This is a genomic window from Pseudarthrobacter sp. S9 (genome assembly GCF_050156545.1).
GTDB lineage: Bacteria > Actinomycetota > Actinomycetes > Actinomycetales > Micrococcaceae > Arthrobacter.
Map to the genome: position 1 here is coordinate 2,373,903 of NZ_CP189576.1, position 24,185 is coordinate 2,398,087.

The following is a 24,185-nucleotide window of genomic DNA, read 5'->3' on the forward strand; positions in this document are numbered from 1 at the left end:
CATCCGCCGACGACTCATGACATCTTCCAATACAGTCCGCCCGTCGGCGATCACGGCCCGCGGCTGGGGCTGGCGGCACGCGGGCAGGCCCCGGCCCGCGGTCAGCGGGCTGGACCTGGACATCCGGCCGGGGGAACGGGTGCTGTTGCTGGGCCCTTCCGGCGCCGGCAAGTCGACGCTGCTCCACGCCCTGGCGGGCGTGCTCGGCGACAGCTCCGCCGGCGCCGGTGCCGCGGGCGGAGCTTCGGGCGACGCCGAGGACTCCGACGAGGCCGGAAGCCTCCTGATCGACGGCGCCCCGCCGCGGGCGCAGCGCGGCCGGGCCGGACTCATGCAGCAGGACCCGGAAACCCAGGTGGTGCTCTCGCGCCTCGGCGACGACGTCGCGTTCGGGGCGGAGAACCTTTCCGTGCCCCCGGCGGAGATCTGGGCGCGTGTGCAGGAAGCGCTCGACGACGTCGGGCTGGCCCGGCTGCCGCTGGACCACCCGACGTCGGCCCTCTCCGGCGGACAGAAGCAGCGCCTGGCGCTCGCCGGCATCCTCGCGATGCGCCCCGGGCTGCTCCTGCTCGACGAACCCACCGCCAACCTGGACCCGGCCGGCGTCCTGGAAGTCCGCGACGCCGTGGGCCGCTGCCTGGACAAGACCGGGGCCACCCTGGTGGTCGTGGAGCACCGGGTGGCCGTGTGGAAAGACCTCGTGGACCGGATCGTGGTGCTGCGGCCGGGTTCCGCCACGGAGTCCGCGGTGCTGATCGACGGCACCCCGGACCAGGTCCTGGAACAGGCACGGGACATGCTCATTGCTGCGGGCGTCTGGGTGCCGGGCCATGTGCCGCAGGCCCGGGCACGCACGGCGGCCGGGGCTGCCGGACAGCTGCTGCTCGCCGCGGAACAGCTCGCGGTTTCCCGGGAGCGGCCACGCCGCGCCGGTCTGCGCGGCGGCTTCCGCACCATCGCACCGCACCCGGTGCAGTCCGGCATCACGGCCCGGGTCCGCGCCGGGGAGGCCCTGACCATCACCGGCCCCAACGGTTCGGGGAAATCGACCTTCGCCCTGACCCTGGCCGGTCTCCTGCAGCCAGTCGCGGGGGCGGTCTCTGCCACGCTGGAGCTCAGCGCCGGCGCCGGCATCGATCCGTACCAGTGGAAGGCCCAGCAGCTGATCGCCAGGATCGGGACCGTCTTCCAGGAACCCGAGCACCAGTTCGTCACCGGCCGCGTGCTCGATGAGCTCATGTTCGGCCCCCGCCACCTCGGCTACGGTGAAGAGCGCGTGGACGAGCTGCTGGAGCGACTGCGGCTGAGGGACTTGGTGGACGCCAACCCCTACACGCTCTCCGGCGGCGAAAAGCGGCGCCTCTCGGTGGCGACGGTGCTCGCCGCCCACCCGCAGGTGCTGGTGCTGGACGAGCCCACCTTCGGCCAGGACGCGAACACCTGGGCTGAACTCGCCTCCTTCCTCTCCGAACTCCTCGACGCCGGCACCGCCGTCGTCTCCGTCACGCACGATCAGGAATTCAGCGCCGTCCTCGGCGGCACCGAACTCAGGCTGGCCACGCCGGGCCTTGACGTCGCGGACCTCGGGCTGCCCGAGGCGGCGTCGCCATGAGGGAAGTCCTGAACCTGCGCGGCAACCATGCCCTGCTGACCCGCGCCAATCCGCTGGCCAAGTTCACCGCCGTCGTCATGATCACCCTGGTGCTGGCGTTGTCGATCGACTGGGTCTCGGCGTCGGTGGCGCTGGCCTTCGAACTGATGCTTTTCCCGCTGGCCGGGCTGACCGTTGCCCTGCTGTGGCAGCGCGGCTGGCCGTTGATCCTCGCGGCGACGCTGGGCGGCTGGAGCACCGCCATCCTGGCGCCGGACACCGGGTCCATACTGTTCGACGCCGGCATCTGGTCCATCAGCGCGGGCTCCCTGCAGCTGGGGCTCGGCTTCATGCTCCGCGGCCTCGCCATCGCACTGCCCGCGGTGCTGCTGATGAGCTGCACGGACCCCACGGACCTGGCCGACGCCCTGGCGCAGAACGCGAAGCTGCCGCACCGCTTCGTCCTCGGCACCCTGGCGGCGATGCGGCTGGTGGGGCTCATGGCCGAGGAATGGCAGACCATCGGCATGGCCCGGCGTGCCCGCGGCGTGGGCTCGCGCGGCAACCCGTACCAGCGGCTCCGGGCCACCCTAGGACAGAGTTTCGGGCTGCTGGTGCAGGCCATCCGCCGCGCCTCCCGGCTAGCGGTCACGATGGAGGCGCGCGGCTTCGGCGGCGCGCAGCGGACCTGGGCGAGGCCGTCGACATTCAGCGGCCTCGACATCTGGGTCCTGCTGGGCGGGCTGGGCATCGCCGCGGCCGCCGTCGCCGCGGCCCTCGGGGCCGGCACCTGGAACCTCGTCTTCCTCACACGGCAGTAGACGCGGGAGTGTCCGCGGTAGACGCCGGAGCACCGGAGGACGCCGGAGCGCCGCGGCGCCGGAGGGCGGCCGGTCATGGCGCGGTTATCGCAGGTTATCGCACAGCGCGGGTATCCATGTGACATTGACGCCATTTCGGAGGCGATTCCGCGGCCGGATAGCTTATCCGTGATATTTTTCTGAAATGACTCAACAGACTGCTGAATACGTAGGCGTCCTGCTCCGCGATGCCCGCGGGGAGAAGGGCTGGACCCAGGCACAGCTCGCCGCCGAGCTGGGCACCAGCCAGAGCGCCATCGCCCGGATGGAACAGGGAAAGCAGAACCTGAGCCTGAAAATGATCCAGCGGCTGGAGACCATCGTCGGCCGCACCATCGTCAAAGTAGGCCGGCCGCAGATGACCCACCTCCGGGTGGACGGCGGCCGCACCCTCTCAGGCGCCGTGGACGTCAACAGCAGCAAGAACGCCGGCGTGGCCCTGCTGTGCGCCAGCCTCATCAACCGCGGCACCACGACGCTGCGCCGCCTGGCGCGCATCGAAGAGGTCAACCGGATCGTCGAGGTGCTGACCAGCATCGGCGTCGAATGCACCTGGCTCAACGCCAACGATCTCCAGATCCGCCGCCCGGCAGTCCTGGACCTCGGGTCGATGGACGTGGAGGCTGCCCGCCGGACCCGCAGCGTCATCATGCTGCTGGGCCCGCTCCTGGACGAATCCGGCGAATACCGGCTGCCCTACGTCGGCGGCTGCGACCTCGGCACCCGCACCGTGCAGCCGCACATGCAGGCGCTGCGCCAGCTCGGCCTCAGCGTGGAAGCGAAGTCCGGGTTCTACGCGGTGCAGGCGCCGCCGTCGGACGGCCGCGACCGTTCCTTCGTGCTCAGCGAACGCGGTGACACCGTCACCGAAAACGCCATCATGGCCGCCGCGCACCGCCGCGGCACCACCATTATCCGCAACGCCAGCTCCAACTACATGGTGCAGGACCTCTGCTTCTACCTGCAGATGCTCGGCGTGGAGATCGACGGCGTGAGCACCACGACGCTGAAGATCACCGGCCGCCCGTCGATCGACGTCGACGTCGAATACTTCCCGTCCGAGGACCCGATCGAGGCGATGAGCCTCATCACGGCCGGCATCGTGACGAACTCGGAAGTCACCATCCGCCGCGTCCCGATCGAGTTCATGGAAATCGAGCTCGCGACGCTGGAGCAGATGGGCCAGCGGCTCGAGGTGTCCGGCGAATACCTTGCCCGCAACGGCCGCACCCGGCTGGTGGACGTCACCACCCAGCCCTCGGAGCTGCGCGCCCCGGAGGACAAGATCCACCCCATGCCGTTCCCCGGCCTGAACATCGACAACCTGCCGTTCTTCGCGGTCATCGCCGCCAACGCCCAGGGCCAGACCATGATCCACGACTGGGTCTACGACAACCGAGCCATGTACCTGACCGAGCTGAACAAGCTGGGCGCCCAGGTGCAGCTGCTCGATCCCCACCGTATCTACGTCAACGGGCCCACCAAGTGGCGTGCGGCGGAAGTGGGCTGCCCGCCGGCGTTGCGCCCGGCCGCCTGCCTGCTGCTGGCCATGCTCGCCGCCCGCGGCGTCTCGGAACTGCGCAACATCTACGTCATAGAGCGCGGCTACGAGGACCTGGCCGAGCGGCTCAACACCATCGGCGCGAAGATCGAGTATTTCCAAGACTGACCCCCGCTGACCCCCGCTGACCCGCGTTGCTGGGACGCACCTGTCCTACGGGCCGGAGTCCGTGCAGAATAGAAGCATGCGCACTTTCGGCGTTGAGGAAGAACTCCTGATTGTCGACCCGGCTACCGGTTTCCCGCTGGCCCTGGCCGAGGCCCTCATGGCGCGCCTGAACCCGGGCGACGTCGTAGGCCACGCCGACGCCGGATTCAGTTACGAGCTCAAGCTTGAACAGGTCGAAACCCAGACCGTGCCGTGCCTTGATCATGCGGGGCTGCTCCGGGAAATCAGGCGGGGCCGGGCCCTGGCGGACCAGGCGGCACGGGCGCACGGCGCCCGTGTGGCGGCCCTGGCCACGTCCCCCTTCGCCCCCGCGACGCACACCACGCCCAAACCGCGGTATGCCACCATGGAGGAACGCTACGGCGTCACCGTCCGGGACCAGCTCACCTGCGGCCTCCACGTCCATACCCACGTGGAGTCCCCGGAGGAGGGAGTGGCGGTCATGGACCGGGTCCGCGACAAGCTGGCCGTGCTGATAGCGCTCAGCGCGAACTCGCCCTTCTGGAACGGCGCGGAGACGGGGTTCGAGAGCTACCGCACGCAGGCATGGAACCGCTGGCCGGCGGCAGGCCCCTCGATGATCTTCGGCAGCCTGCCGGTCTACCGGAGGGTGGTGCGCCGGCTGCTGGAAAGCGGCGTGCTGTTCGACGAGGGGATGGTCTACTTCGACGCCCGGCTGTGCCGGAACCATCCCACCGTGGAGATCAGGGTGGCCGACGTCTGCCTCCGGGCCGAAGACACGGCGCTGATCGCGGTGCTGGTGCGCGCACTCGTGGAATCGGCAAGCCGGGAATGGAACGACGGCGTGGAGCCCGCGCCAGTGCCGACCGTGCTGTTGAGGATGGCCGCCTGGCAGGCGAGCAACTGCGGGGTGACAGGGCAGCTGCTGGATTTCGGCAGCTTCCGGCCCGCTCCCGCCCGGGACGTCGTGGAAGCACTGGTGGACTATGTGGCCCCCGTGCTGGACGAGCAGGGTGAACTGGAGCTCGCTCGCAGCGGCGTCGAGCGGATCCTCGAGCAGGGCACCGGTTCGCAGCAGCAGCGCCGCCCGTTCAGCGACGCGGGACTGGCCGGCGTCGTGGACCATGCGGTCCGGGTGACGGCCGCCGCGGGACCCGAGATGGCAGTTCGCAGCAATGTCCCGCCGGCAGAATCATACGGTCGTTGCAACATCTGAATTCTTGGAGGTTGCAATGCCGGGTGGTTACCGGGCTTCTGATGCCCTGAAGGACGAGTTCTTTTCCCTGCTGCGGCAGGGGGTGTCGGTCAAGGAGGCGTCTGCCCGGATCGGCATGTGGCGCGGCACTACCCTGCGGTGGCTGGGTAAGACTGGTCGCATGCAGATGCGGATGGGTGTTGAGGGCGGCGTCGTAGGCGGGCCTGTGCCCCGGGGCCGGCCTGGGTCGAACAGGCTTGGTCTGATTGACCGGGCGGTGATCATGACGCGGCTGCGGGGCGGGGACAGCCGCGGCGATTGCGCGGGATATCGGCCGGGACAGGTCCGTCGTGTGGCGGGAAATCCGACGCAACCGGGGCGCTGACGGGGAATAGCAGGCCGACCTGGCCCAGATCCGCACCCATCAGCGGGGCCGGCGCCCCAAAGCGTTCCAGCTGCAGAGCCCCCGGCTGGCCCAATACGTGGAGGACGCCATGGACGATGGCTGGTCCCCGAAGCTGGTCTCCTTGGTCTTGAAGCTTGTCTTCCCCGACGATAGGAGCATGCAGATCAGCCACGAAACGATCTATCAAAGCCTTTACGTCCAGGGCCGGGGCGAGCTGCGCAAGGACCTGTACCGGTGCCTGAGCACCGGGAGGAACAAACGCACGGCCCGCGGCGACAGACCGCGCGGCGCGGCGGGCCGGCCCTACAAGGACGCCCCGAAGATCTCCGAACGTCCCGCCGAGGCCAATGACCGTGCAGTTCCAGGTCATTGGGAGGGCGATCTGGTGCGCCACGAGGCGCTGTTTTACCGAGCGGAGGTGGAAGACCTTCGCCTTTGTGCTGTCGCAGCAGCATGAAGAAGCTGGGGGCAGTCTGACCCGAGGAAACACCGGGAAGGGCGGAAAGCGGCCCCGACAACGCCGGGACGGACCAGCACTACCGAATGGGTCGGGTCCGGCAAGCAAGGCAGGAAGGTGTACGAGAGAAACCAGTGCTAAAAGCTTCTCAAGTCTCCCGCCAGCTCAAATTCGGTGGATATGGGCTGGCCTGCGGTGCGCACCACCCTCTCATTACGGGGTGGGAACTTGGATGTCGGTTAAGGTCGTTGGCATTCGAGGCCATGGTGAAGGCCTGCGGCGTAGCCGTGGCGATACCGCAGGGGCATAGCTGGGCGCCTAACCTGCCCATCGGTAAACAGTGAACGTGGGAACCATCGTGCGTCTCCCGTGACCGTGGGCCCATCCAGGGTCACGGTCACGGGTGGCGTGTTGTCCGTCGATCGGCGTGCGATGGGGCGGAGGGGTCGTAGTAGTCCGAGCGGGGGAAAGCCCCGTACATGGCGAAGGGCCCCAGCGGATATGACGCAGTAGCTACTGCAGGGAACGGAGACATTGGTGAATACCGGTGAACCGCGATGGGCTGACCTCGATGAGGCAACCGTGCGGGTACGTGCGATGCAGACGAAACTGCACCACTGGGCGGTCAGCGATCCTGACCGCCTTTTCGAGGATGTGTTCAACCTCGTCTATGACCGGGATTTCCTCACCGTTGCGTGGGGCCGGGTCAAAAGCAACAAGGGCGCCAGAACGGCCGGTGTTGACCGGCGCATTCCGGCCCTGATCGGTGGCGGTGCCGAAACCGTGGAGTTTTTGGGCGAGGTCAGGGAGCTGTTGAAGTCCCGCGCCTTCGCCCCGTTGCCGGTGAGGGAACGATTGATCCCCAAACCTGGCAGCAGCAAACTCCGACGGCTGGGTATTCCCACCGCGAGGGACAGGGTGGTTCAGGCATCCCTGGCCTTGGTGCTCGAACCGATATTTGAGGCGGACTTCAAGCCGGTAAGTTACGGCTTCCGTCCCAATCGTCGGGCTCAGGACGCGGTCGCCGAAATCCACGCAATGGGCACCCGGAGATATCACTGGGTGTTCGAAGCGGACATTGAGGCATGCTTTGACGAACTCAAGCACTCGGCTGTCATTGCCGAGGTGCGCAAGCGAGTCACCGACAAACGCGTGCTGGCCCTGATCGGCAAGTTCCTCAAGGCGGGCATTATGTCCGCCGAGGGGAAGATCAGAGCCTCGGGCACCGGAACACCGCAGGGAGGTATTATTTCGCCGCTTCTGGCGAATATCGCCTTGACGGTCTTGGATAAGCATTTCTGCGACAAATGGGATGCCCACGGCACCCCGTATCGCAGGGAAGCCCACCGGAAACGCGGCGGGGCCACCTATCGCATCGTGCGCTACGCGGACGACTTCGTGATCATGGTGGCAGGCACCAAGGACCATGCGGAGGCACTCTGGGACGAGGTTGCGGAGGTGATCGCCCCGCTGGGATTGAAAGTCTCCGTGCCCAAATCCCGGGTTTGCCATATTGACGAGGGCTTCGACTTTCTTGGTTTCCGCATCCAGCGGAGACTGAAGAAAGGAACCCAGAAGATGAGTGTCTACACCTACCCGTCGAAGAAGTCCTTGCTGACGATTCTCGGAAAGGTACGGGCACTGACACGCCGAGCGGAACACCCCTCACTCGACGTCCTGCTCCGCCAGCTCAACCCGGTGGTGCGCGGCTGGTGCAACTATTTCCGCCATGGGGTTTCCAAGGCGACCTTCGGCTATCTCGATGCGTTCATTTGGCACCGGGTTACCCAATGGATTCGCAAGCGGCACCCCGGCATTACATGGAAGGAACTCTACCGGCGCTTCCTGACAGGGAGGCCCGGAAACCAGCCGCAAGCCGAGGGAATTACGTTGTTCGACACCGCCTCAATAGCAGTAACGAGGTATCGGTGGCGGGCGCACAATATCCCAACGCCATGGGCGTCCAGCATGGCCTGAGTGGCTATCCGTGGAGCGCCGGATGCGATGAGAGTCGCACGTCCGGTGCGGAGGGCGGGTCGGAGAAACGAGCCGGGAGCAATCCCGGTGTCGCGCTCCGGCCCGACCCTACATCATCGGCAAGGACGGCCGCAGCGCCATCGGCACCCTGGTCGAACGCACCCCCCGGTACACCGTCCTGCTCCACCTGCCAGGGCAGCACACCGCCCAGGCCGTGGCCGATGCCATGATCGAGCAGATGCGCCGGCTCCCGGGACGGCTGGTCAATACCGTGACCTGGGACCGCGGCACCGAAATGGTCCAGTATCCGCGTGTCAGCATGGCCCTGGACGCGGGTGTCTATTTCTGCGATCCGCATTCACCCTGGCAGCGCGGCACGAATGAAAACACCAACCGGCTGCTGCGGCACTGGTTCGAAAAAGGCACAGACCTCTCCGGATTCACCGCCGGGGACCTGGACGTCATCGCCGACAAACTCAACAACCGGCCCCGCCCCACCCTGAACCTGGACACCCCGAAACAACGCATGCGCCAACTCATCGCCACCGCGCCTGACACCCATCGTTGCAACGACTGATTGACTTTGAGGCCGAAACATGCTCGCGAAGTGACATCCCGCGGCTAGTGGTGTGTCTCCAAAATAGATAATGGGTGGTCTGTTAATCTGATGGCGTGACGAATCCTGCTCCCGCCCTTTCGGTCTCAGATGGTCAGCGTGCCGCGTTGGAGGTGTTGTCGAAGTCGCAGACGGCCTCCCATCGCGAGGTGCAGCGGGCCCAGGTGCTGCTGATGTCCGCGGACGGGCTGGCGAACGAGTGGATCGCGAAGGTTGCCGGTGTGACCCCGGGGACGGTGCGCGCGTGGCGGGCCCGGTTCGAGGAGGAGGGGCTGGCGAAGCTGGGCAGGGTCCGTGCCGGACGGGGCCGGAAGCCGGTGATCCCGCAGTCCAAGATCGACGAGATCGTCGAGCTGACGCGGAACTCGAAGCCGGACGGGCAGACGCACTGGTCGGTGCGGACCATGGCCGCCAGGTCCGGGGTTTCCCCGGCGCAGGTGCAGCGGATCTGGGCGGCCCGGGGGCTGAAGCCGCACCGGGTTGAGGCGTTCAAGCTCTCCACGGACCCGAGGTTTGAGGAGAAACTCATCGATGTGGTGGGCCTGTATCTGAATCCGCCCGAGCAGGCGATCGTGTTGTGCATGGACGAGAAGTCCTCCATCCAGGCGCTGGACCGGACCCAGCCCTCGCTGCCGATGAAGAAGGGCCGCGGGGAAACGATGACCCACGACTACAAGCGCAACGGCACCACGACCCTGTTCGCCGCCCTGGACGTTGCCACCGGCAAGGTGATCGGATCCTGCCTGCCCAAACACCGGCACGGCGAGTTCCTGGCGTTCCTCAAAACGGTTGAGAAGAACGTGCCGGCAGAACTGGACGTGCACCTGATCCTGGACAACTACGCCACCCACAAACACGCCAACGTCAGAGCCTGGCTGGACAAACATCCCCGGTTTCACCTGCATTTCACCCCGACCTCCTCGTCCTGGTTGAACCTGGTCGAGCGGTGGTTCCGCGAGCTGACCGACAAGGCCCTGCGGCGCGGCGCCTTCCACTCCGTACCGGATCTGATCGCAGCGATCGAGGACTACCTCGCCTCCCACAACAACGAGCCCAAGCCCCTGGTCTGGACCGCGACCGCCGACAGCATCCTTGCAAAGGTCGCCCGCGGCCGCGTCGCACTCGAAGCCGTCAAACAAAACTGAGACACACCACTAGATCTGTTTGAGCGCCTGCCCGAGGTCGCGGATCAGGTCCTCGACGTCTTCCAGGCCCACGGAAAGCCGGACGACGCCGTCGCTGAGCCCGATCGCCGCGCGGGCTTCCGGACCCATGGCCCGGTGCGTCGTCGTGGCCGGGTGCGTGATGAGGGACTTCGAATCCCCCAGGTTGTTGGAGATGTCGATGATCCGCAACCCGTCCAGCAGCGCGAAGGCGGCCTCTTTCGCGGAGCGCCCCGGTGACGGGGAAAGCTCCAGCGTGAGCACGGTGCCGCCGGCCCTCATCTGCTTCGCCGCGAGCTCGTACTGCGGGTGTGATTTCAGCAGCGGGTACAACACCGAGCTGACCGCGGGCTGCTCCTCGAGCCATTCGGCCAGGCGCAGGGCCGAGGCCGAGGAGTGCTTGACGCGCAGCGCCATGGTCTCCAAGCCCTTGGTCAGGACCCAGGCGTTGAAGGCCGACAGCGCCGGGCCGGTGTGGCGCATGAGCTGTTTGACGGGTCCGTCAATGAACTCCTTGGTGCCCAGGATCGCCCCGCCGAGCACGCGGCCCTGCCCGTCGATGTGCTTGGTCCCGGAGTAGACGATCACGTCCGCGCCGAGGTCCCCGCAGCGCTGCAGGAGGGGGGTGGCGAAGACGTTGTCGACCACAACCGTGGCGCCGGCGGCGTGCGCCAGTTCGCTCACGGCGGCGATGTCCACGATTTCCTGCATCGGGTTCGACGGCGACTCGAAGAACACGGCCGTCGTGGGTCCCGCCAAGGCCGCGCGCCACTGATCCAGGTCCGGGCCGTCCACGAAGACCGTCTCGACGCCCCAGCGCGGCAGGATCTCGTTGAGGATCACAAAGCAGGAACCGAAGAGCGAACGGGCGGCGACGACGCGGTCCCCTGCCCCCAGCAGCGCGCCGAGGGCGGTGAAGACGGCGGACATGCCGGACGCCGTCGCAAAGCATGCCTCGGTGCCCTCGAGCAGCCGCAGCCGTTCCTGGAAGGTCGCGACCGAGGGGTTGCCGTAGCGGGAGTAGACGAAACGCTCGTCCTCGCCCGTGAACGCACGCTCGGCGGCGGCCGCGGACTCGTAGACGAAGCCTGAATTGAGGAAGATGGCCTCGGACGTTTCCTGGAAATTGGAGCGGTCAAGGCCGCCGCGGACTGCCTGGGTTTCGGGGCTCCAGCCGGCGGCGTCGGGATTGAAAGTCACTTAATTCTTTCCAAGGTTGGTGGGCAGGCCGCGGTTTTTCCAGCCGTTGACGGTCCGATCGCCGAAACGGTCGGTCTCGCCTTCGAAGCCCTCGAGGACGTTGTATGAGGTGTAGCCGGCCTCAGTGGCGGCGATCGCGGCGGCGATGGACCGGGCGCCGGAACGGCACAGGAACACGAGCTCGACGGCGGTGTCCTCCGGCGCCTGCTGCTTGAGCTGCTCCACGAACTGCGGATTGGGGATACCGCCGGCAAAGGTCCACTGGATGAACAACGGATCGTTTCGGCGTTCCGTCGCAGACGTGGTGTCCGGCATGCCGATGTGCGCCCATTCCCCTTCGGTGCGGACGTCCACCAGGATGGCGCCGGCCTCGAGCTTGGCCCAGGCCTCCTGCGGGCTGAGGTCTCCGGCGTAGCTCATGCGTGGCCCTCGAATGCCTCAGCAGAGCCGAAGTCGTCGCCGTCCAGGTCCTCGACGGCGTTGGCGACGGCGGCGTCCGCGCTGGCGATCGCGGCCGGAAGCACGACGGCCTGCGCCACGATGACGGAGCTGCCGTTGAAGGTGGCGGAGGGGTTTCCATGGAGGACGTAGCCCTCGGCCAGGGCCGCCGAGACGCGCTCACAAAAGGCGCGGTCGTCGGGGCCGGTGAACAGGCGGTAGGCCAGCTTCTCCTCAGCGGATGCCGGGCCGGGGGAGACGGGGGCGGGTGCTGCGCCAGGGGCAGCGGGTGCGGACGCGTCAGGCACGACGGATCTCCTTCTTTCACGCTTGCAGCTCGAATGGTCGATATGCCGAGTATTCACCTGAGGCACCCCGCCGCGAAAGGGAGGGTTGCCGACCGGCCAGTCAGGGCTTGGCGCCGGTTCTCATTACTCCCCAAAAACGTAACACTTCCGACGCCGGCCCGCACCGCCACCGTCGTCATGTTCCGTAACCGGGCCACCTGCCCCGCCGGATCAAACGCGGGATCAAACGCAAGTCACATCGGGCCCGGTCGAGGCGCCGGAACGGACGAAAGATGACCCGCGTTGCTGATCACAGAAAGTTATTCCGGGTAGTTGACAGGGAAATGTGAGTACTACTTGTTTGGGACCCTAATTCGGGGCCGCGTAGTTCGAGTAGTGCCTACTCGGGTGCTTCATGAGAGCGATCGCATTTACTGGGAGTGCTGATCCATTTAGGTCTCCAGAAGGTCTCAGAATGCAAAACAACACGCTGGGGGGCTATTGCATTGCGCTGAAAATGCGCCGTTCAATGCCCGGAAAGTGCAGGCAGCGCCCGTCACGGGTGCGCCCGGTCCCGTCATGCAGGCTGTGGACGATCGTCCGGGCCGACCCGGGAAATAACTCAACTCTGTCCCCAAGACCTGGCCCATTTATGCGGCCGGATCTGATCTCCAACAATTTCGTCCGGTTCAGCGCTGAGGGCTGCCGGAAATTCAACTAAGGAATTGGATATCCCATGGTCTCAGGACTCTGGATATCAGGGCTAGTGTGTAGACGGTTAGCTCAGGTCGTGGTTTGGCCCCGGGCCCTGTTCTGCTATTTGGCGATAGGTGGTGGGTGCCTGCTGGGTGCCGAGGCCGAGCAGGGCCTGGAAAGCTGCCATGGGTGTGCCACGCCGGTTGTACCGAAAGGTGAACTCGTCCATGTACACCTGCAGGTGTTCGTTGCTCACTGAGCGGTGGGTTCCTCGGAGCCAGGACTTGAAGTTGCTGATCGCGCGATGCACGCGGGGAAGGACCGGGTCGGTATCACCGACCTTCTTGGCGGCCCGCTGGGAGCGCGGGCGGTAGTCGTAGTCCTCCTTCTTGGCCAACGGTGCGTATCCCATCCAGCCGTCCGTGTGCACTATGGCGCCCGGAGCGACGGTTTCGGCGATGAAACCACACAGCGTCTCGCCGGAGGCGTCGGGGATCACCTTCATCCGTACCCGCCCGGAGCCCATGCCGCGCACTTCCACCGCGACGACCACCAGTGCGGCTTTGGCTGCGAGGTTCCTGCCGCCGCGCCGACCGGTCTCACGGCCGCCTACTTGGCATTCGTCGACCTCGACATCACCTGTCAGCAGGGTTCGTTCGGGGTTCACCATGGCCCGGCGCAGCTTGTGCAACATGGTCCAGGCCGTCTGATATCTGGTGAGTCCGAGCTGACGCTGCAACTGCCTGGCGGAGATCCCCGGGGTACCCGTCGTCATCAGGTAGGCCGCCCAGAACCACAGATGCAGGGCGGTGTGGGTCTTGTGCAGTACCGTGCCGGCGGTCAGCGAGACCTGGTAGTGACACCCGGCGCATTCCCACAGTCCGCGCGCGGCCACAGGCCAGACGACCCGCCCCTGACAGCGGGGGCAAACGTAGCCCTCAGGCCAGCGGCATTCAAACAGGTAGTCCAGACAAGCCTGCTCGTCGCCGAACCTCGCCTGGAAGTCCAGGACCGTCCGCGGAAAATCCGGTCTCGGCATTCACCCAGCCTACCTGAACTAACCGTCTACCCACTTCAGGGCTAATGCAAAGTCGCTGGTGATGGCCTGATTCGTGCGAGTCTGAGGGCCCGGTGGGCGTTTCTGGCGGTGTGTCTGGTGGCCTTGGCGATGTTGGTCGTTTTGGCCATCCGGTAGAGGCTGATGGCGAGGTTCCGCAGCGAGGCCATGAGCCGCGGCGCGTTGCCCGTGCGCACCTGGGAACCATCCTCGGCGAACGTGACGTCCCGGGTCCAATGCAGCCGGTTCTCGATCGTCCAGTGCCCGCGGACCCAGGCGTTGAGCTGCGCGGGGCTGGCTTTCCGGGCCGGCAGGGACGTGATCATGTAGACCGTTTCAACACTCCATTTCCGGCTGGTGAGCGGACGGGACCGGCGGGTGATTTGGGCGGCCTGGGCCGCGTGGGGGAAGAGGATGCCGGCCTCGATGGTGACGACCTTGATGACCCGGGAACCGGTGCGGCCGTGGCTGCGGTACCGCTGGCGGTCCCCGACGGGTACGTCCTTCCAGGGCAGCGCTTTCAGCTGCCGCTGCAGGCTCCTTTGGTTTCCCTTGACGCAAAGGACATAGTGCGCGCCGCGGCCGTGCAGGTAGGTGGCGTGGGAGCGTTGGGTGTGCATCGCATCGGCGGTGACCACCATGCCGTCAAGGTCCGTGAACTTGTCCAAAAGAGTCGTGAACAAGGTGATCTCGTTGGTCTTCACGCCCACGTCGACCTGCCCCAGGACGGTGCCGGTGGCGTGGTCCACGGCGGCCATCAGATGCACCCGGGAGCCGCCGCCGTTCTTCGCGCCGCGGACTTCCTTGCCGTCCACGGCGATGACGGCCGGCTTCACCTGCGCGGTGACCCATGCCCCGATGGCGGTATCGAACGCATCTCCATCGATCCTGGCCAAGACACGCTGGATCGTGGTCACGTGCGGGACGCCAATTCCCGCTTTGGCCAGGGGGTTGCGGCCCGTGTCGGCCGCCCATTCGGCGATCTCGGCGAAGGACTTCGCCCCGGAGAGGACGGCGCAGATTGCCAGCGCCAGGATTCCCGTCAGCCCGTACCGGATGCCCCGGCGTTTCCTGGGATCCGGGACGGAATCCAGGACGTCCCGCATCGTGCCGGGCGTCACGGCCGGCTTCGCCTGTGCCGGCATGTCCTCCAAGTGGCGTGCGAGGGCCTGGATGGGGGAAGATGGCATGAAGGAACTCCTGCTAAGCGGCGATCTAGACAATCACCTGTTTAACAGGAGTTCCCCTTCTTTAAAAGCACCCATCCAGCGCGTGTCAGCGCCTACTCGCCGGGCATGCTCAACGACTTTGCATCAGCCCTGCTCTGGATATGGTGAGATTTCGGGTGTGGGGTTTTAGGGGTTTTTCTTCATTCTGTAATGCAGGATGAGGTCGGTTCCTGGGTAGCGGGTTTTGGTTTGGGTGAGGTGTTCGCAGAGCTCGGCGAGGGCTTTGGTCTTGGCCTTGGTGGGCATCGGGTCCAGGGTGACCGTCAGGAAGCCGGGGACGGTCGGGTCAATGTCGCCGCTTGATGCCAGTGCGGTCCTCAGTAGGGCGTGGGCCTCGTCGGCGGCGCGTTTGTAGCCGGTGTTCGTGCGGATTTCCCGGGCGAGGGTCATCATCGTGTTGAACGCGGCCATCCGGATGCCGTGGTGAATGAGTCTCGTCTCCGTGTCCAAAACCTGCTGGCCCGGGGCCAGGTCTCCGAGGCGGATCCTGGCAGGGAGCCCCTGGTAGGCGGCTTCCGCGGCGTCAAGTGCCGTTTCGGCATCCCAGAGCGGGGCCTTGATGGCGTTGATCATGGCATTGGTGACGGTGATGTCGGTCGTTCCTGCCGGCGGGGTTCGCAGGGCGAGCAGTGCCGCGTCGGTGTCGGCGGCACTGTCGGTGAAGTGTTTCTTCGCGGCAACGACTCGTTGGTAGGCCGTGGCTTTGGCGGGGTTGGGGACCATCCTGTCAGCGTCGTCGTCGCTGGAGGTGTAGCTGTCGTGGGAGTCGAGGTCGAAGTGCATGCGGGCGTAGCGGAACTGGTTTTCCTGCCGCCACCGCGAACCCATCCGATACACAGCCTCCCCGGCGCCAAGGTCGCGGTCGGTGGTGAGGATGTGGATCTGCCGCCTCCCGCCACCGGAACCGGCGACCGTGCGGGTGATCTGGCGCATCTGGAACACTTCCCCGCTTGTCTTGGTCGCTGTCAAGGGCAGGTCAACGAGAGTGTCGGCCACGGCCCAGGTGCGGGTTTCGCCGTGGTCCTCACGATGGGACACCTCAGTAAAGAGCGCTTCGTCGATGTCTTCTGTTTTGCCCTTGCGCCAGGTCAGCGGGTCAAAGCCGGCCTCTGCCATGTGTTGGAAGAGTGCCGGTGACCAGCCGCCGCGGTCGAAGCCGGCAAGCACCCGCCGGTCATCACCCACAGCCTTACGCAGTTGGGGAAGGAGGCGGCGCAGTGCGGCAGCGAGGGAGGCTCCGGGTTCGGCCATGACCAGGAACACCGGGGAGCCGTTGGCGTCACTGACCCAGGTTTCCTCGGTTGCCGGGACGGGGAATTTCAACCGGGTCGAGTACAGTTTCCCGATTTTTTTCGTGCCCTGGTAGGCGCGCACATGCCCGTCCACATACAGGACCGCAGCGAGGTTCTCCCCGCCCGGGCCGGCTGGGTTGAGGTGGTGGGTGGCCAGGGCCGCAATCAACTCCGGTGCCTTGCCGGTTTCGGCGAGTTGGGCGATGCGCCGGCGGATCGTTTTCACTTCCGGGGCGCGGTCCAGTCCCAGGATCCGGCCCAGGTCCTCCGGGTTGAACCTGGTTGCGCCCTCGGCACGGGATTCCCCGGCCAACGCCCGCAGCACCGCATCCACCAGCATGGTTTCCATACCGTAGAAGCCGTTCGGCAGTGAACCATAGGTGGCCTTTGCACACTTGAGGAGGCCGGAGCGTTCCAGGGCGGGGAAGGCCAGGAACAACCCGGCATGCGGGACGCGGGCGGCCGGGGCAAACACCGGGGCCGCGCACTCCAAAACCCCGGCGGCGGCACGCTCCGCGGAACGGGCCACCGGCGCCGGCAGGATGGGAAGCTCCGGCTGCGCCACGGGTGGCGGTGCTTCGCCGACGCTGTCGGTGGGTGCGCCGTCTTGGGCGTCGGCCATGGCCATGGCGCGCCGGACGGTGTCGGTGGAGACCCCGGCGGCGGCGGCCGTGGCCCGCAGGCTTGCCCCGGTGGCACGGTAGGCCCGAATCTCCTCAGCTTTCGCCTCCGTCAATATGGACGGGCGTTTGGGGCCTTTCTTTTCCGGCACCAGGGCCGCCAGGCCCTCGGCGGTGAGCATCTTGCGCCAGCGGCGCAAGGACTCCGTCGTCACCCCGAACCCGGCGGCAACCTCACTGACCGGGGCCGCACCGATTTCCACCAGCTGGGCGGCTGCCATCCGCCGCAGGTCTTCCCGGCCGGCGGGCCACTGGAAGGACTTGAACCCGTTAATGAAAACGCTCCCGCCAGCCGCCTTGCCATCGAAGAACGCAACGACGTCTCCCATGAGCGTCGCGCCAATTTCTTCCAGGACGGGCAGGGCAGGTTGAATCGTCATCGAAACCATTGTTCCACCCACCCAAACGCGAAAATCAGCACAAATCTATTTTCTCACAGAGCGGAGCAGATTAACAGCCCTCCAGATATCAAAAACACCGGAAACTCAACGAACCTGAAAACCCATCACCCCACCATGACCGGAGCCCTGGGTCTCGATTCATGTTTTGCTGATTGTTTTCCTGATAACTTTCCTGGTGGCCGCTGCTGTGGGGCAGTCCTGGTTCCACCGCCGCCTGCGCCGGCCCGAGCTGCTCCGCAGGCTTTCCCTGATCGCGGGCAGCACGCTGCTGGTCGCGAACCTGTGCTGCTTCGTCACCGACGCTCCCGAGTTCTGGCGGACCGCCGATCTGACCGCGACCCTAGGGGGCATGGCGGCGCTGGGTGTTGCCATGACTGCCCTGCATACCGGCGGAGTTCCGGCCCGCCAGCCGCGGAGGGTCCTGGCCATCGGCGCCCATCCCGACGATCTGGAACTCGCCTGCGGCGGAACCCTGGCCAAGTTCGTCGACTCCGGGCACGAAGTGCAGGGACTCGTGATGAGTGACGGCAAGCGAGGCGGAGACGCCCTGGAACGCTCGCTTGACGCGCGGCGCGGCGCGGCGTTCATGGGGCTCAGCGGCATGAGCCACCACAACTTCACAGACACGGAGCTGTCCCGTCACAGCCAGGAGATGGTCGCCGTCATCGAAGGCGCCATTGCACGGTTCAACCCGGACATCATCCTCACCCACTCCAACCATGACCAGCACCAGGATCACCAAGCCGTGCACCAGGCCACGCTGCGGGCCGCCCGCCAGCATCACTCGATCCTCTGCTACGAGAGCCCGTCGGCAACCCGCGACTTCAGCCCGAGCGTATTCGTTGACATCGATGACTACATGGATGCGAAAGTCCAGGCCGTCAGGATGCACAGCGACCAGCTCGGCAAGCCGTATATGACCCCGGAACGGGTCCGCGGCATCGCATCGTTCCGCGGGGGACAGGCCCGGCGCAGGGTCGCCGAAGCCTACGAGCCCGTCCGGCTGCTCAGCACGGAACTGGAAAAGCTGTGAAGCCCCGCATCCTGGTCACCGGCATCGGCGGACCCGCAGGCCGCGCGATCGCGGCCCAGCTCAGGGCCCGCGGCATTCCTGTCCTGGGCACCGACATCCGCGAGCTTCCCGCCGAGGCCGGCGTCACCGTCGTCGCGGTCCCTCCGGCCACTGATCCGGAAATGGCGTCAGCGCTCCGCCGGCTCATTGCCCGCGAGGGGATCAACCTGGTGATTCCGACGGTCAGCGAGGAGCTTCCGCACATTGCGGCGGCCCGCGCCGGCTTAGGGGCGGACGTGCGTGTCATCATCGGTGACCCCGGGGCGGTGGCCCTGGCTAATGACAAGCTCTTCACCGCGTGGCAGCTCCGGCAGGCGGGCGTCCCCGTCCCACGCTTTGGCGTCCCCGGTGATTTCGCCGACGCCGGCGCCGCGATGGCCGCGCTGGGCGGACCCGTCGTCGTCAAGCCCCGGGTCTCCCGCGGCGGGCGCGGCGTGATCGTCGTCGACGGCACTGTAGGCATGGACTGGGCCAGCCTGCCGGAAGGGCAGATTGTCCAGGAGTTCATCCCGGGCACCGAGTACGGGCCCATGGTCTTCGGCACCCCCGCGCACAACAGCGCCGCGCCGTTCGCTGTCGTCGTCGAGAAGACGGAGCTGGCCCACGGCAACGTGGGCAACGCCGTCTCCACCCGTCGCGTCGAAACGGGCGAAGCCACGGATGTGGGCAACGTGGCGATGGCTGCCGTCCGGGCGCTGGGACTGACCGGACCGGTCGACGTCGACGTCCGCCGCCGCGCGGACGGCACCCCGGTGGTGCTTGAGGTCAACGCCCGTTTCGGTGCCAACAGCGAAGCGGCACCCGAACTGCTCGACGCCGTCCTGGCGTCCTTCACCCTCCAGTCCTTCAACCCTGCATCCTTCCGGCAGAGCACGGGAGCGTACGCCAATGTCTTGGTTTGAGGCGGCCTTTGAATCAACGGCAGAATCAGCCGCCCCATCAGCCGTCCCGGGGGCACTGTTCCTGCTGCTCCTCCTCGGCCTGCCGATCCTCGCGTTGGGGCTCGTGAAGCTCCTGGTGCTGCCGTTGTCCGTCTGGTTCGAAGTCCGGGCCGCCGGCCGGCGGCGCCGCGGCGCGCCCACCCTGCTGGATGAGTGGCCGAGCGTGTCGATCATTGTCCCGGCCTTCAATGAGGCAACCGTCATCGAGAACTGCGTCCGGTCCATCCAGCTCACCAGGTATGACAGGTACGACGTCATCCTCGTGGACGACGGCTCCACCGACAACACGGCCGGGCTGATGGCAGGCCTCGCCGCGGCCGATCCCCGGATCACGGTCCTGACGCAGGCAAACGCCGGCAAGGGGGCCGCCCTGAACCTGGGTATCCGCAACGCCACCGGCGACGTCCTCATGTTCGTGGATGCGGACGGGATCTTCTCCGCACGCACAGTCCGGCGGATGCTTCAAGGCTTCGAGGACCAGCGCACGGGCGCTGTCTGCGGTGACGACAGGCCGGTGAAACCTGAACCGCGTCCAGACCCGGATGCTGGCGTTCATCAGCCATATCGGCACCGGCATGGTTCGGCGCGCCCTGACCCTGATCGGCTGCCTGCCGATTGTCTCCGGCAATATCGGCGCGTTCCGCCGCACGGTGCTGGACGAAATCGGGCCGTTCCGCGAGGACACGGTGGGGGAGGACCTGGAGCTGACGTGGCGGGTGCACAAGGCCGGATATCGGGTGGTCTTCGCCCCACGGGCCCTCGTTTATGCGGAGTCGCCGTCGACCATCGGCGCCCTCTGGCGGCAACGGGTCCGCTGGGCCCGCGGCCTGCTGCAGACTATGGGGATCCACCGGGGCATGATCGGGAACCCCAGGCGCGGCCGGTTCGGGGCGTACCTGCTGTTCAATGCCGTCACCATGGTGGTCCTCCCGGTGGCCCAGCTGCTGGTTCTCCTGGATCTGGTGTTCCTGCTCGCCCTGGGCAGCAGCCCGCTGGGCGCCGATGCCTGGGGCTTCCGCGGCTGGCTCGGGCTCCTCGTCACGCTGGTCTTCTCGATCATTGCGCTGGCCATGAACAGGGCGTGGAGAGACCTGCGGCACGTGTGGGCGCTGCCGCTCGTCCCGTTCTACTCGGTGTTCACGAGCCTGACCATGGTGGCTGCCCTCGCCCAGGAGGTCCGCGGTAAGGAAGCGCGCTGGAACAAGCTCACGCGCACCGGAGTGGTCAGCGTCCGGGCGCCGGGCTCACGCGCGGAACTGCGCGTTTGAGCCGCGCCCTGGCCCTGTTGCTCGTTCCGGTGCTTGTTCCGGTGCTCGCGGTGGGCGCCTGCTCCGGGCCGCCGGCGGCATCTGCGTCCGCCGCGGAGCGCACGGTCGGCGTCGGCTATGAAACCGTGGTCGACGCCGCAGCGACGCTGCCGGATCTTGCCAGCCGGCTCGATGAGGTGAAGGCGAACAGCGTCACCATCAGCGTCGGGCGGCTGGACTGGACGGCGTTCCCCTGGGACAGCCACCCGGACGTCGAGGCCGCCCCGGGCCGGGACCATGTCGCTGATGCGATCAAGGCCCTGGGGACAGACGGCTCCGGCAAGCCGCGACGGATCACCCTCACCATCGACCTGCTGGTTCCGGCCTGGATCCGCGCCGCCCCTGGCATCGCCGGCATCAACTTCGACGGCACCCGGTCCAAGGACTTTGCCAGCGTCACCGCCCTGACCACGGGACCTGTCGGCGAGCGGCTCGTGGAGTTCGTGACGGACCTGACCAGGCGTTACCACCCGGACGCCGTCGCCCTGACGGAGCTGATGTTCGAGAACAACACGTACGGAGGCGATGACCGGGACTCGTACCGGCGGACCACCGGCGCGGCGGACTGGCCGCGCCTGGCGAACGGCGATATCGACGTCGCGCATCCAACCATCGGCTCCTGGCGGTCCCAGGCGCTGGCGTCGCTGGTGGCCCGGGCGTCGGCCGCGGCCCACGCCAACGGGGCAACGCTGGACATGGACGTCCGGGCGCCATGGGCTGACCCCGCCGGCGACCGGCCCGAGAGCGGCCATGACTACGGGCTGCTGGCCGCGGCCGCGGACCGTCTGGTCGTGTGGAACTATTTCGGGCTCAACAACGCGCCGGCGTCGTACTCCGCTGAGCTGGCCGAGGCGATGGCAGGGCGCCGCGGGAAGTTCGTCATGTCCGTCGGCATGTGGGCGACGGAGGGAAGGATTTCCGCCGCGGACCTTGCCGCCGGACTGGAGGCGTCGGTTGCCGGCGGGGCGACGGCGGTCGCGGTCACCCCGGCCAGCATGCTCGACGGCGACGCGTGGCGTGCGCTCAGGAAAGCCTGGGCCGGCTGAACGCCTGTTGCCCTGGGGTCGATGGCGGGGGGCGCTACTCGACGGTGGCGAAGAGTGCGTTGAGCTCGGCCGTGAGCTGCCTGCGCAGTTCCGGGTTGCCGATTTCCTGGCCGTCGATGTGGTTGACGGGCGCCAGGAGCCGGATGCTGGAGATCAGCCACACGGCGTCGGCGTCCAGCAGGTCCTTCGGCTCCAGCGGACCGTAGCCCAGTTCCCAGCCGGCCGCCTTGGCAGCGGTGAACAGGGCGCCCTGCGAGGTGCCTGGCAGGATCCCGCTGTCCAGCTGGGGCGTGATGAGCCGCCGGACCGTGCGGACGCCGCCGGCGCCGTCGTCGGACGTCTCCAGGTGCGCCAGCAGCACGGTCGACGTCGGGCCCTCCAGGACCCGGCCGTCGGCGGAAGTGAAGATGACGTCGTCCGCTCCGTGCTCGTGGGCGTACCGCAGCGCCGCCATGTTCACGGCGTAGGAAAGCGTCTTGGCCCCGAGCAGGAGCCAGGGCGCGCGCTCGCCGACGTCGCTGTCGTACCCGCGGTCCAGCAGGATGACGTCGACTCCGGTCTCGCGCTGGCGGCGGCCGGCGGCGGCGGGCGGGGATGCCTGGACCCAGCAGGTGGGGGTGGAAGCGCCCTCGGCCCCGCGGGTCACGAGCAGCTTCACCACAACCTCGTCCGTGCCGCCGGCTTCGGCCGCGGCAGGGTCCTGGCTCCGGTACTCGCCGATCGCGGTGCCAATCGCGCGCCGCCAGGCATCCTCGGCGGGGATGTCCAGCTCCAGCAGGCGGGCCGAGCCGGCCAGGCGGTTCAGATGGGCCTGGAGCTTGCGGGGCCGGCCGCCCACGGCCAACAGCGACTCGAACACGCCGTCACCGCGGGTGGCGCCCTGGTCTGTGGCCATCAGTTGCGGCCTGGACGCGTCGGCCACGCGGCCGTCGCGGAACTCGGGATCCAGGAACACCAGCACTGTCGCGGGAGGAGCGGGAGCAGGAGCCGAGGCAGGAGAAGTCATGGCTCCAGCTTAGTGCGGGTGGTGCCGGGATAGGATTTGCTGGTTGCCCGTTCCGGAACCGTTCCGCGGGTCTGTAGCTTGAGGGGTTCGCCTGTGCTGTGGCCATTTCCGCTGGCGGAGACACTCCCGTCCTGGGTGATCCTGATCCTTACCCTGATCGACCTCCTCATCCGCGTGCTGGCCCTCGGCATCATCCCCGGAAACCGCCGCCCCACCACGGCGATGGCCTGGCTGCTGGGCATCTTCTTCGTCCCGGCCGTGGGCCTGGTGCTGTTCCTGCTCTTCGGCAACTTCCGGCTCTCCCGCCGCCGCCGGGCGCAGCAGAACGCGGTCAACATGCGGATCCGGGCCGGCACGTCCGAGCTTGCCAGCCTCGAAAGCGTCTATGACGGGCCGGAATGGGTGGCGTCGGCCGCGGAACTGAACAAAACCCTGGGCTCGCTGCCGATGGTGGACGGCAACAGCGTGGAGCTGCTGCCCGGCTACCCGGACTCCATCCGGGCGATGGCCGAGGCCGTCCGCAACGCCAAATGGTTCGTCAACGCCGAGTTCTACATCATGAGCACGGACCACGTGACGGACGAGCTGTTCACAGCGCTGGAGGAGGCGGCCGAGCGCGGCGTCGAGGTCCGCGTCCTGTTCGACCACCTCGGCACGCTGCGCATCAAGGGCTACCGCAATTTGATCGCCCGTCTCAAGGCCAGCAAGATCCGCTGGCGGCCCATGCTGCCGCTGCGGCCCGTGCACGGGCAGTGGCGCCGGCCCGATCTGCGCAACCACCGCAAGATCATGGTGATCGACGGCGAGGTCGCCTTCACCGGCTCGCAGAACCTGATCGAGCCGTCCTACAACAACCCGCGGCACCGCAAGGTGGGCCGTGAATGGGTGGAGCTGATGGCCTGCCTGCGGGGGCCGATCGTCACCACGCTCAACGTGGTCTTCGCGACCGACTGGCTCAGCGAAACCGACGAATCGATTGAGGACCAGCTGGCGCACCGGCCGGAGTCCCACCCCGGCAACATCACGGCCCAGGTTGTGCCCAGCGGTCCCGGCTTCATCACCGAGAACAATTTGCGGCTCTTCAACACGCTCATCTACTCGGCGCAGCACAAGATCTCGATCTGCAGCCCCTATTTCGTCCCGGACGATTCCCTGCTCTACGCGGTGACGACGGCGGCGCAGCGGGGCGTCGACGTCGAACTCTTCGTCTCGGAGAAGGGGGACCAGTTCCTGGTCCACCACGCCCAGCAGTCCTATTACGAGGCCCTGCTGGAGGCCGGGGTGCGGATCTACCTGTACAAGGCGCCGTTCGTGCTGCACGCCAAGCACTTCACGATCGACGACGAGGTTGCCGTGCTGGGCTCCAGCAACATGGACATGCGCTCCTTCTCGCTGAACCTGGAGGTCTCGGTGATGCTCCTGGGCGAGGACATCGTGCAGAGAATCCGGGCCGTGGAGGACACTTACCGGGACATCTCGCACGAACTCCTGCTTGACGACTGGATGAAACGGCCGATGCGGATCAAGTATGTGGACAATGTCGCGAGGCTCACGGCCACGCTGCAATAGGGCTGCAGC

The 24,185-nt window shown here is 67.0% G+C and carries 19 protein-coding genes, 2 pseudogenes and 1 riboswitch; of the genes and pseudogenes, 14 read left to right on the forward strand and 7 right to left on the reverse strand.

Annotation, left to right across the window (positions count from 1 at the left end):
* Nucleotides 1-16: 16 nt before the first annotated feature.
* The 8 genes and pseudogenes from ACQCSY_RS11340 (at nt 17) to ACQCSY_RS11375 (ending at nt 9,937) form a co-directional block, all read left to right on the forward strand.
* Nucleotides 17-1,612 carry an ABC transporter ATP-binding protein gene (locus tag ACQCSY_RS11340; RefSeq protein ID WP_427128819.1) on the forward strand — a complete coding sequence of 532 codons (1,596 nt, stop codon included), beginning with the start codon at nt 17-19 and terminating at the stop codon, nt 1,610-1,612.
* Complete coding sequence (locus tag ACQCSY_RS11345) at nt 1,609-2,412, forward strand: energy-coupling factor transporter transmembrane component T family protein (protein ID WP_427128821.1); 804 nt, start codon at nt 1,609-1,611, stop codon at nt 2,410-2,412. The genes ACQCSY_RS11340 and ACQCSY_RS11345 overlap by 4 nt, the downstream gene beginning before the upstream one ends.
* Before the next feature lie 184 nt (nt 2,413-2,596).
* A complete protein-coding gene (locus ACQCSY_RS11350) occupies nt 2,597-4,120 on the forward strand; it encodes a UDP-N-acetylglucosamine 1-carboxyvinyltransferase (RefSeq protein WP_427128823.1) in 1,524 nt (507 codons plus the stop codon).
* 76 nt (nt 4,121-4,196) lie between these two features.
* Nucleotides 4,197-5,357: a glutamate--cysteine ligase 2 gene (locus tag ACQCSY_RS11355; protein WP_427128825.1), complete on the forward strand. Its 1,161-nt coding sequence runs from the start codon at nt 4,197-4,199 to the stop codon at nt 5,355-5,357.
* Nucleotides 5,358-5,740: 383 nt separating this feature from the next.
* Nucleotides 5,741-6,199 carry a transposase gene (locus ACQCSY_RS11360; protein ID WP_427135798.1) on the forward strand — a complete coding sequence of 153 codons (459 nt, stop codon included), beginning with the start codon at nt 5,741-5,743 and terminating at the stop codon, nt 6,197-6,199.
* Between the two features lie 537 nt (nt 6,200-6,736).
* On the forward strand, nt 6,737-8,176 hold the full coding sequence (gene ltrA, locus ACQCSY_RS11365) for a group II intron reverse transcriptase/maturase (protein WP_427128827.1): 1,440 nt from the start codon (nt 6,737-6,739) through the stop codon (nt 8,174-8,176).
* A gap of 112 nt (nt 8,177-8,288) precedes the next feature.
* Nucleotides 8,289-8,753: pseudogene (locus tag ACQCSY_RS11370) on the forward strand (IS30 family transposase); the annotation flags it as partial.
* A gap of 95 nt (nt 8,754-8,848) precedes the next feature.
* Entirely contained in the window at nt 8,849-9,937 is a 1,089-nt protein-coding gene (locus tag ACQCSY_RS11375) for an IS630 family transposase (RefSeq protein WP_427128829.1), read from the forward strand.
* A 9-nt stretch (nt 9,938-9,946) separates the two neighbouring features.
* On the opposite strand, the gene ACQCSY_RS11380 is transcribed toward ACQCSY_RS11375, so the two are convergent.
* From ACQCSY_RS11380 to ACQCSY_RS11405, 6 genes are all read right to left on the reverse strand, one after another.
* The gene (locus ACQCSY_RS11380) at nt 9,947-11,155 is read right to left on the reverse strand and encodes an O-succinylhomoserine sulfhydrylase (RefSeq protein WP_427128831.1); all 1,209 of its coding nucleotides are present in this window, start codon (nt 11,153-11,155) and stop codon (nt 9,947-9,949) included.
* Complete coding sequence (locus tag ACQCSY_RS11385; protein ID WP_427128832.1) at nt 11,156-11,575, reverse strand: rhodanese-like domain-containing protein; 420 nt, start codon at nt 11,573-11,575, stop codon at nt 11,156-11,158.
* Nucleotides 11,572-11,901 (reverse strand): DUF1737 domain-containing protein, encoded by a 330-nt coding sequence (locus ACQCSY_RS11390; protein ID WP_427128834.1) that lies wholly within the window; start codon nt 11,899-11,901, stop codon nt 11,572-11,574. Before ACQCSY_RS11390 ends, ACQCSY_RS11385 begins: the two co-directional genes overlap by 4 nt.
* A 13-nt stretch (nt 11,902-11,914) precedes the next feature.
* A riboswitch (SAM riboswitch) is annotated at nt 11,915-12,029 on the reverse strand.
* A gap of 629 nt (nt 12,030-12,658) precedes the next feature.
* A complete protein-coding gene (locus ACQCSY_RS11395; protein ID WP_427128836.1) occupies nt 12,659-13,615 on the reverse strand; it encodes an IS1595 family transposase in 957 nt (318 codons plus the stop codon).
* Between the two features lie 41 nt (nt 13,616-13,656).
* Nucleotides 13,657-14,823: an ISAs1 family transposase gene (locus ACQCSY_RS11400; protein WP_427128838.1), complete on the reverse strand. Its 1,167-nt coding sequence runs from the start codon at nt 14,821-14,823 to the stop codon at nt 13,657-13,659.
* A gap of 165 nt (nt 14,824-14,988) precedes the next feature.
* Entirely contained in the window at nt 14,989-17,214 is a 2,226-nt protein-coding gene (locus tag ACQCSY_RS11405) for a putative transposase (RefSeq protein ID WP_427128840.1), read from the reverse strand.
* A gap of 166 nt (nt 17,215-17,380) precedes the next feature.
* On the opposite strand from ACQCSY_RS11405, the gene ACQCSY_RS11410 reads away from it, so the two are divergent.
* From ACQCSY_RS11410 to ACQCSY_RS11430, 5 genes and pseudogenes are all read left to right on the forward strand, one after another.
* The gene (locus ACQCSY_RS11410) at nt 17,381-18,268 is read left to right on the forward strand and encodes a PIG-L deacetylase family protein (RefSeq protein ID WP_427128842.1); all 888 of its coding nucleotides are present in this window, start codon (nt 17,381-17,383) and stop codon (nt 18,266-18,268) included.
* Nucleotides 18,265-19,209: an ATP-grasp domain-containing protein gene (locus ACQCSY_RS11415; RefSeq protein WP_427128844.1), complete on the forward strand. Its 945-nt coding sequence runs from the start codon at nt 18,265-18,267 to the stop codon at nt 19,207-19,209. Before ACQCSY_RS11410 ends, ACQCSY_RS11415 begins: the two co-directional genes overlap by 4 nt.
* Nucleotides 19,196-19,735: pseudogene (locus tag ACQCSY_RS11420) on the forward strand (glycosyltransferase); the annotation flags it as partial. The gene ACQCSY_RS11415 and the pseudogene ACQCSY_RS11420, both read left to right, overlap by 14 nt.
* A gap of 55 nt (nt 19,736-19,790) precedes the next feature.
* On the forward strand, nt 19,791-20,516 hold the full coding sequence (locus ACQCSY_RS11425) for a glycosyltransferase (RefSeq protein ID WP_427128845.1): 726 nt from the start codon (nt 19,791-19,793) through the stop codon (nt 20,514-20,516).
* On the forward strand, nt 20,513-21,601 hold the full coding sequence (locus ACQCSY_RS11430) for a hypothetical protein (protein ID WP_427128846.1): 1,089 nt from the start codon (nt 20,513-20,515) through the stop codon (nt 21,599-21,601). The genes ACQCSY_RS11425 and ACQCSY_RS11430 overlap by 4 nt, the downstream gene beginning before the upstream one ends.
* Nucleotides 21,602-21,635: 34 nt before the next feature.
* Here ACQCSY_RS11430 and ACQCSY_RS11435 read toward each other — a convergent pair whose 3' ends face one another.
* Entirely contained in the window at nt 21,636-22,607 is a 972-nt protein-coding gene (locus ACQCSY_RS11435) for an aminodeoxychorismate lyase (protein WP_427128848.1), read from the reverse strand.
* A 93-nt stretch (nt 22,608-22,700) separates the two neighbouring features.
* On the opposite strand from ACQCSY_RS11435, the gene cls reads away from it, so the two are divergent.
* Complete coding sequence (gene cls / locus ACQCSY_RS11440; RefSeq protein ID WP_427128850.1) at nt 22,701-24,176, forward strand: cardiolipin synthase; 1,476 nt, start codon at nt 22,701-22,703, stop codon at nt 24,174-24,176.
* The last annotated feature ends 9 nt before the right edge of the window (nt 24,177-24,185 follow it).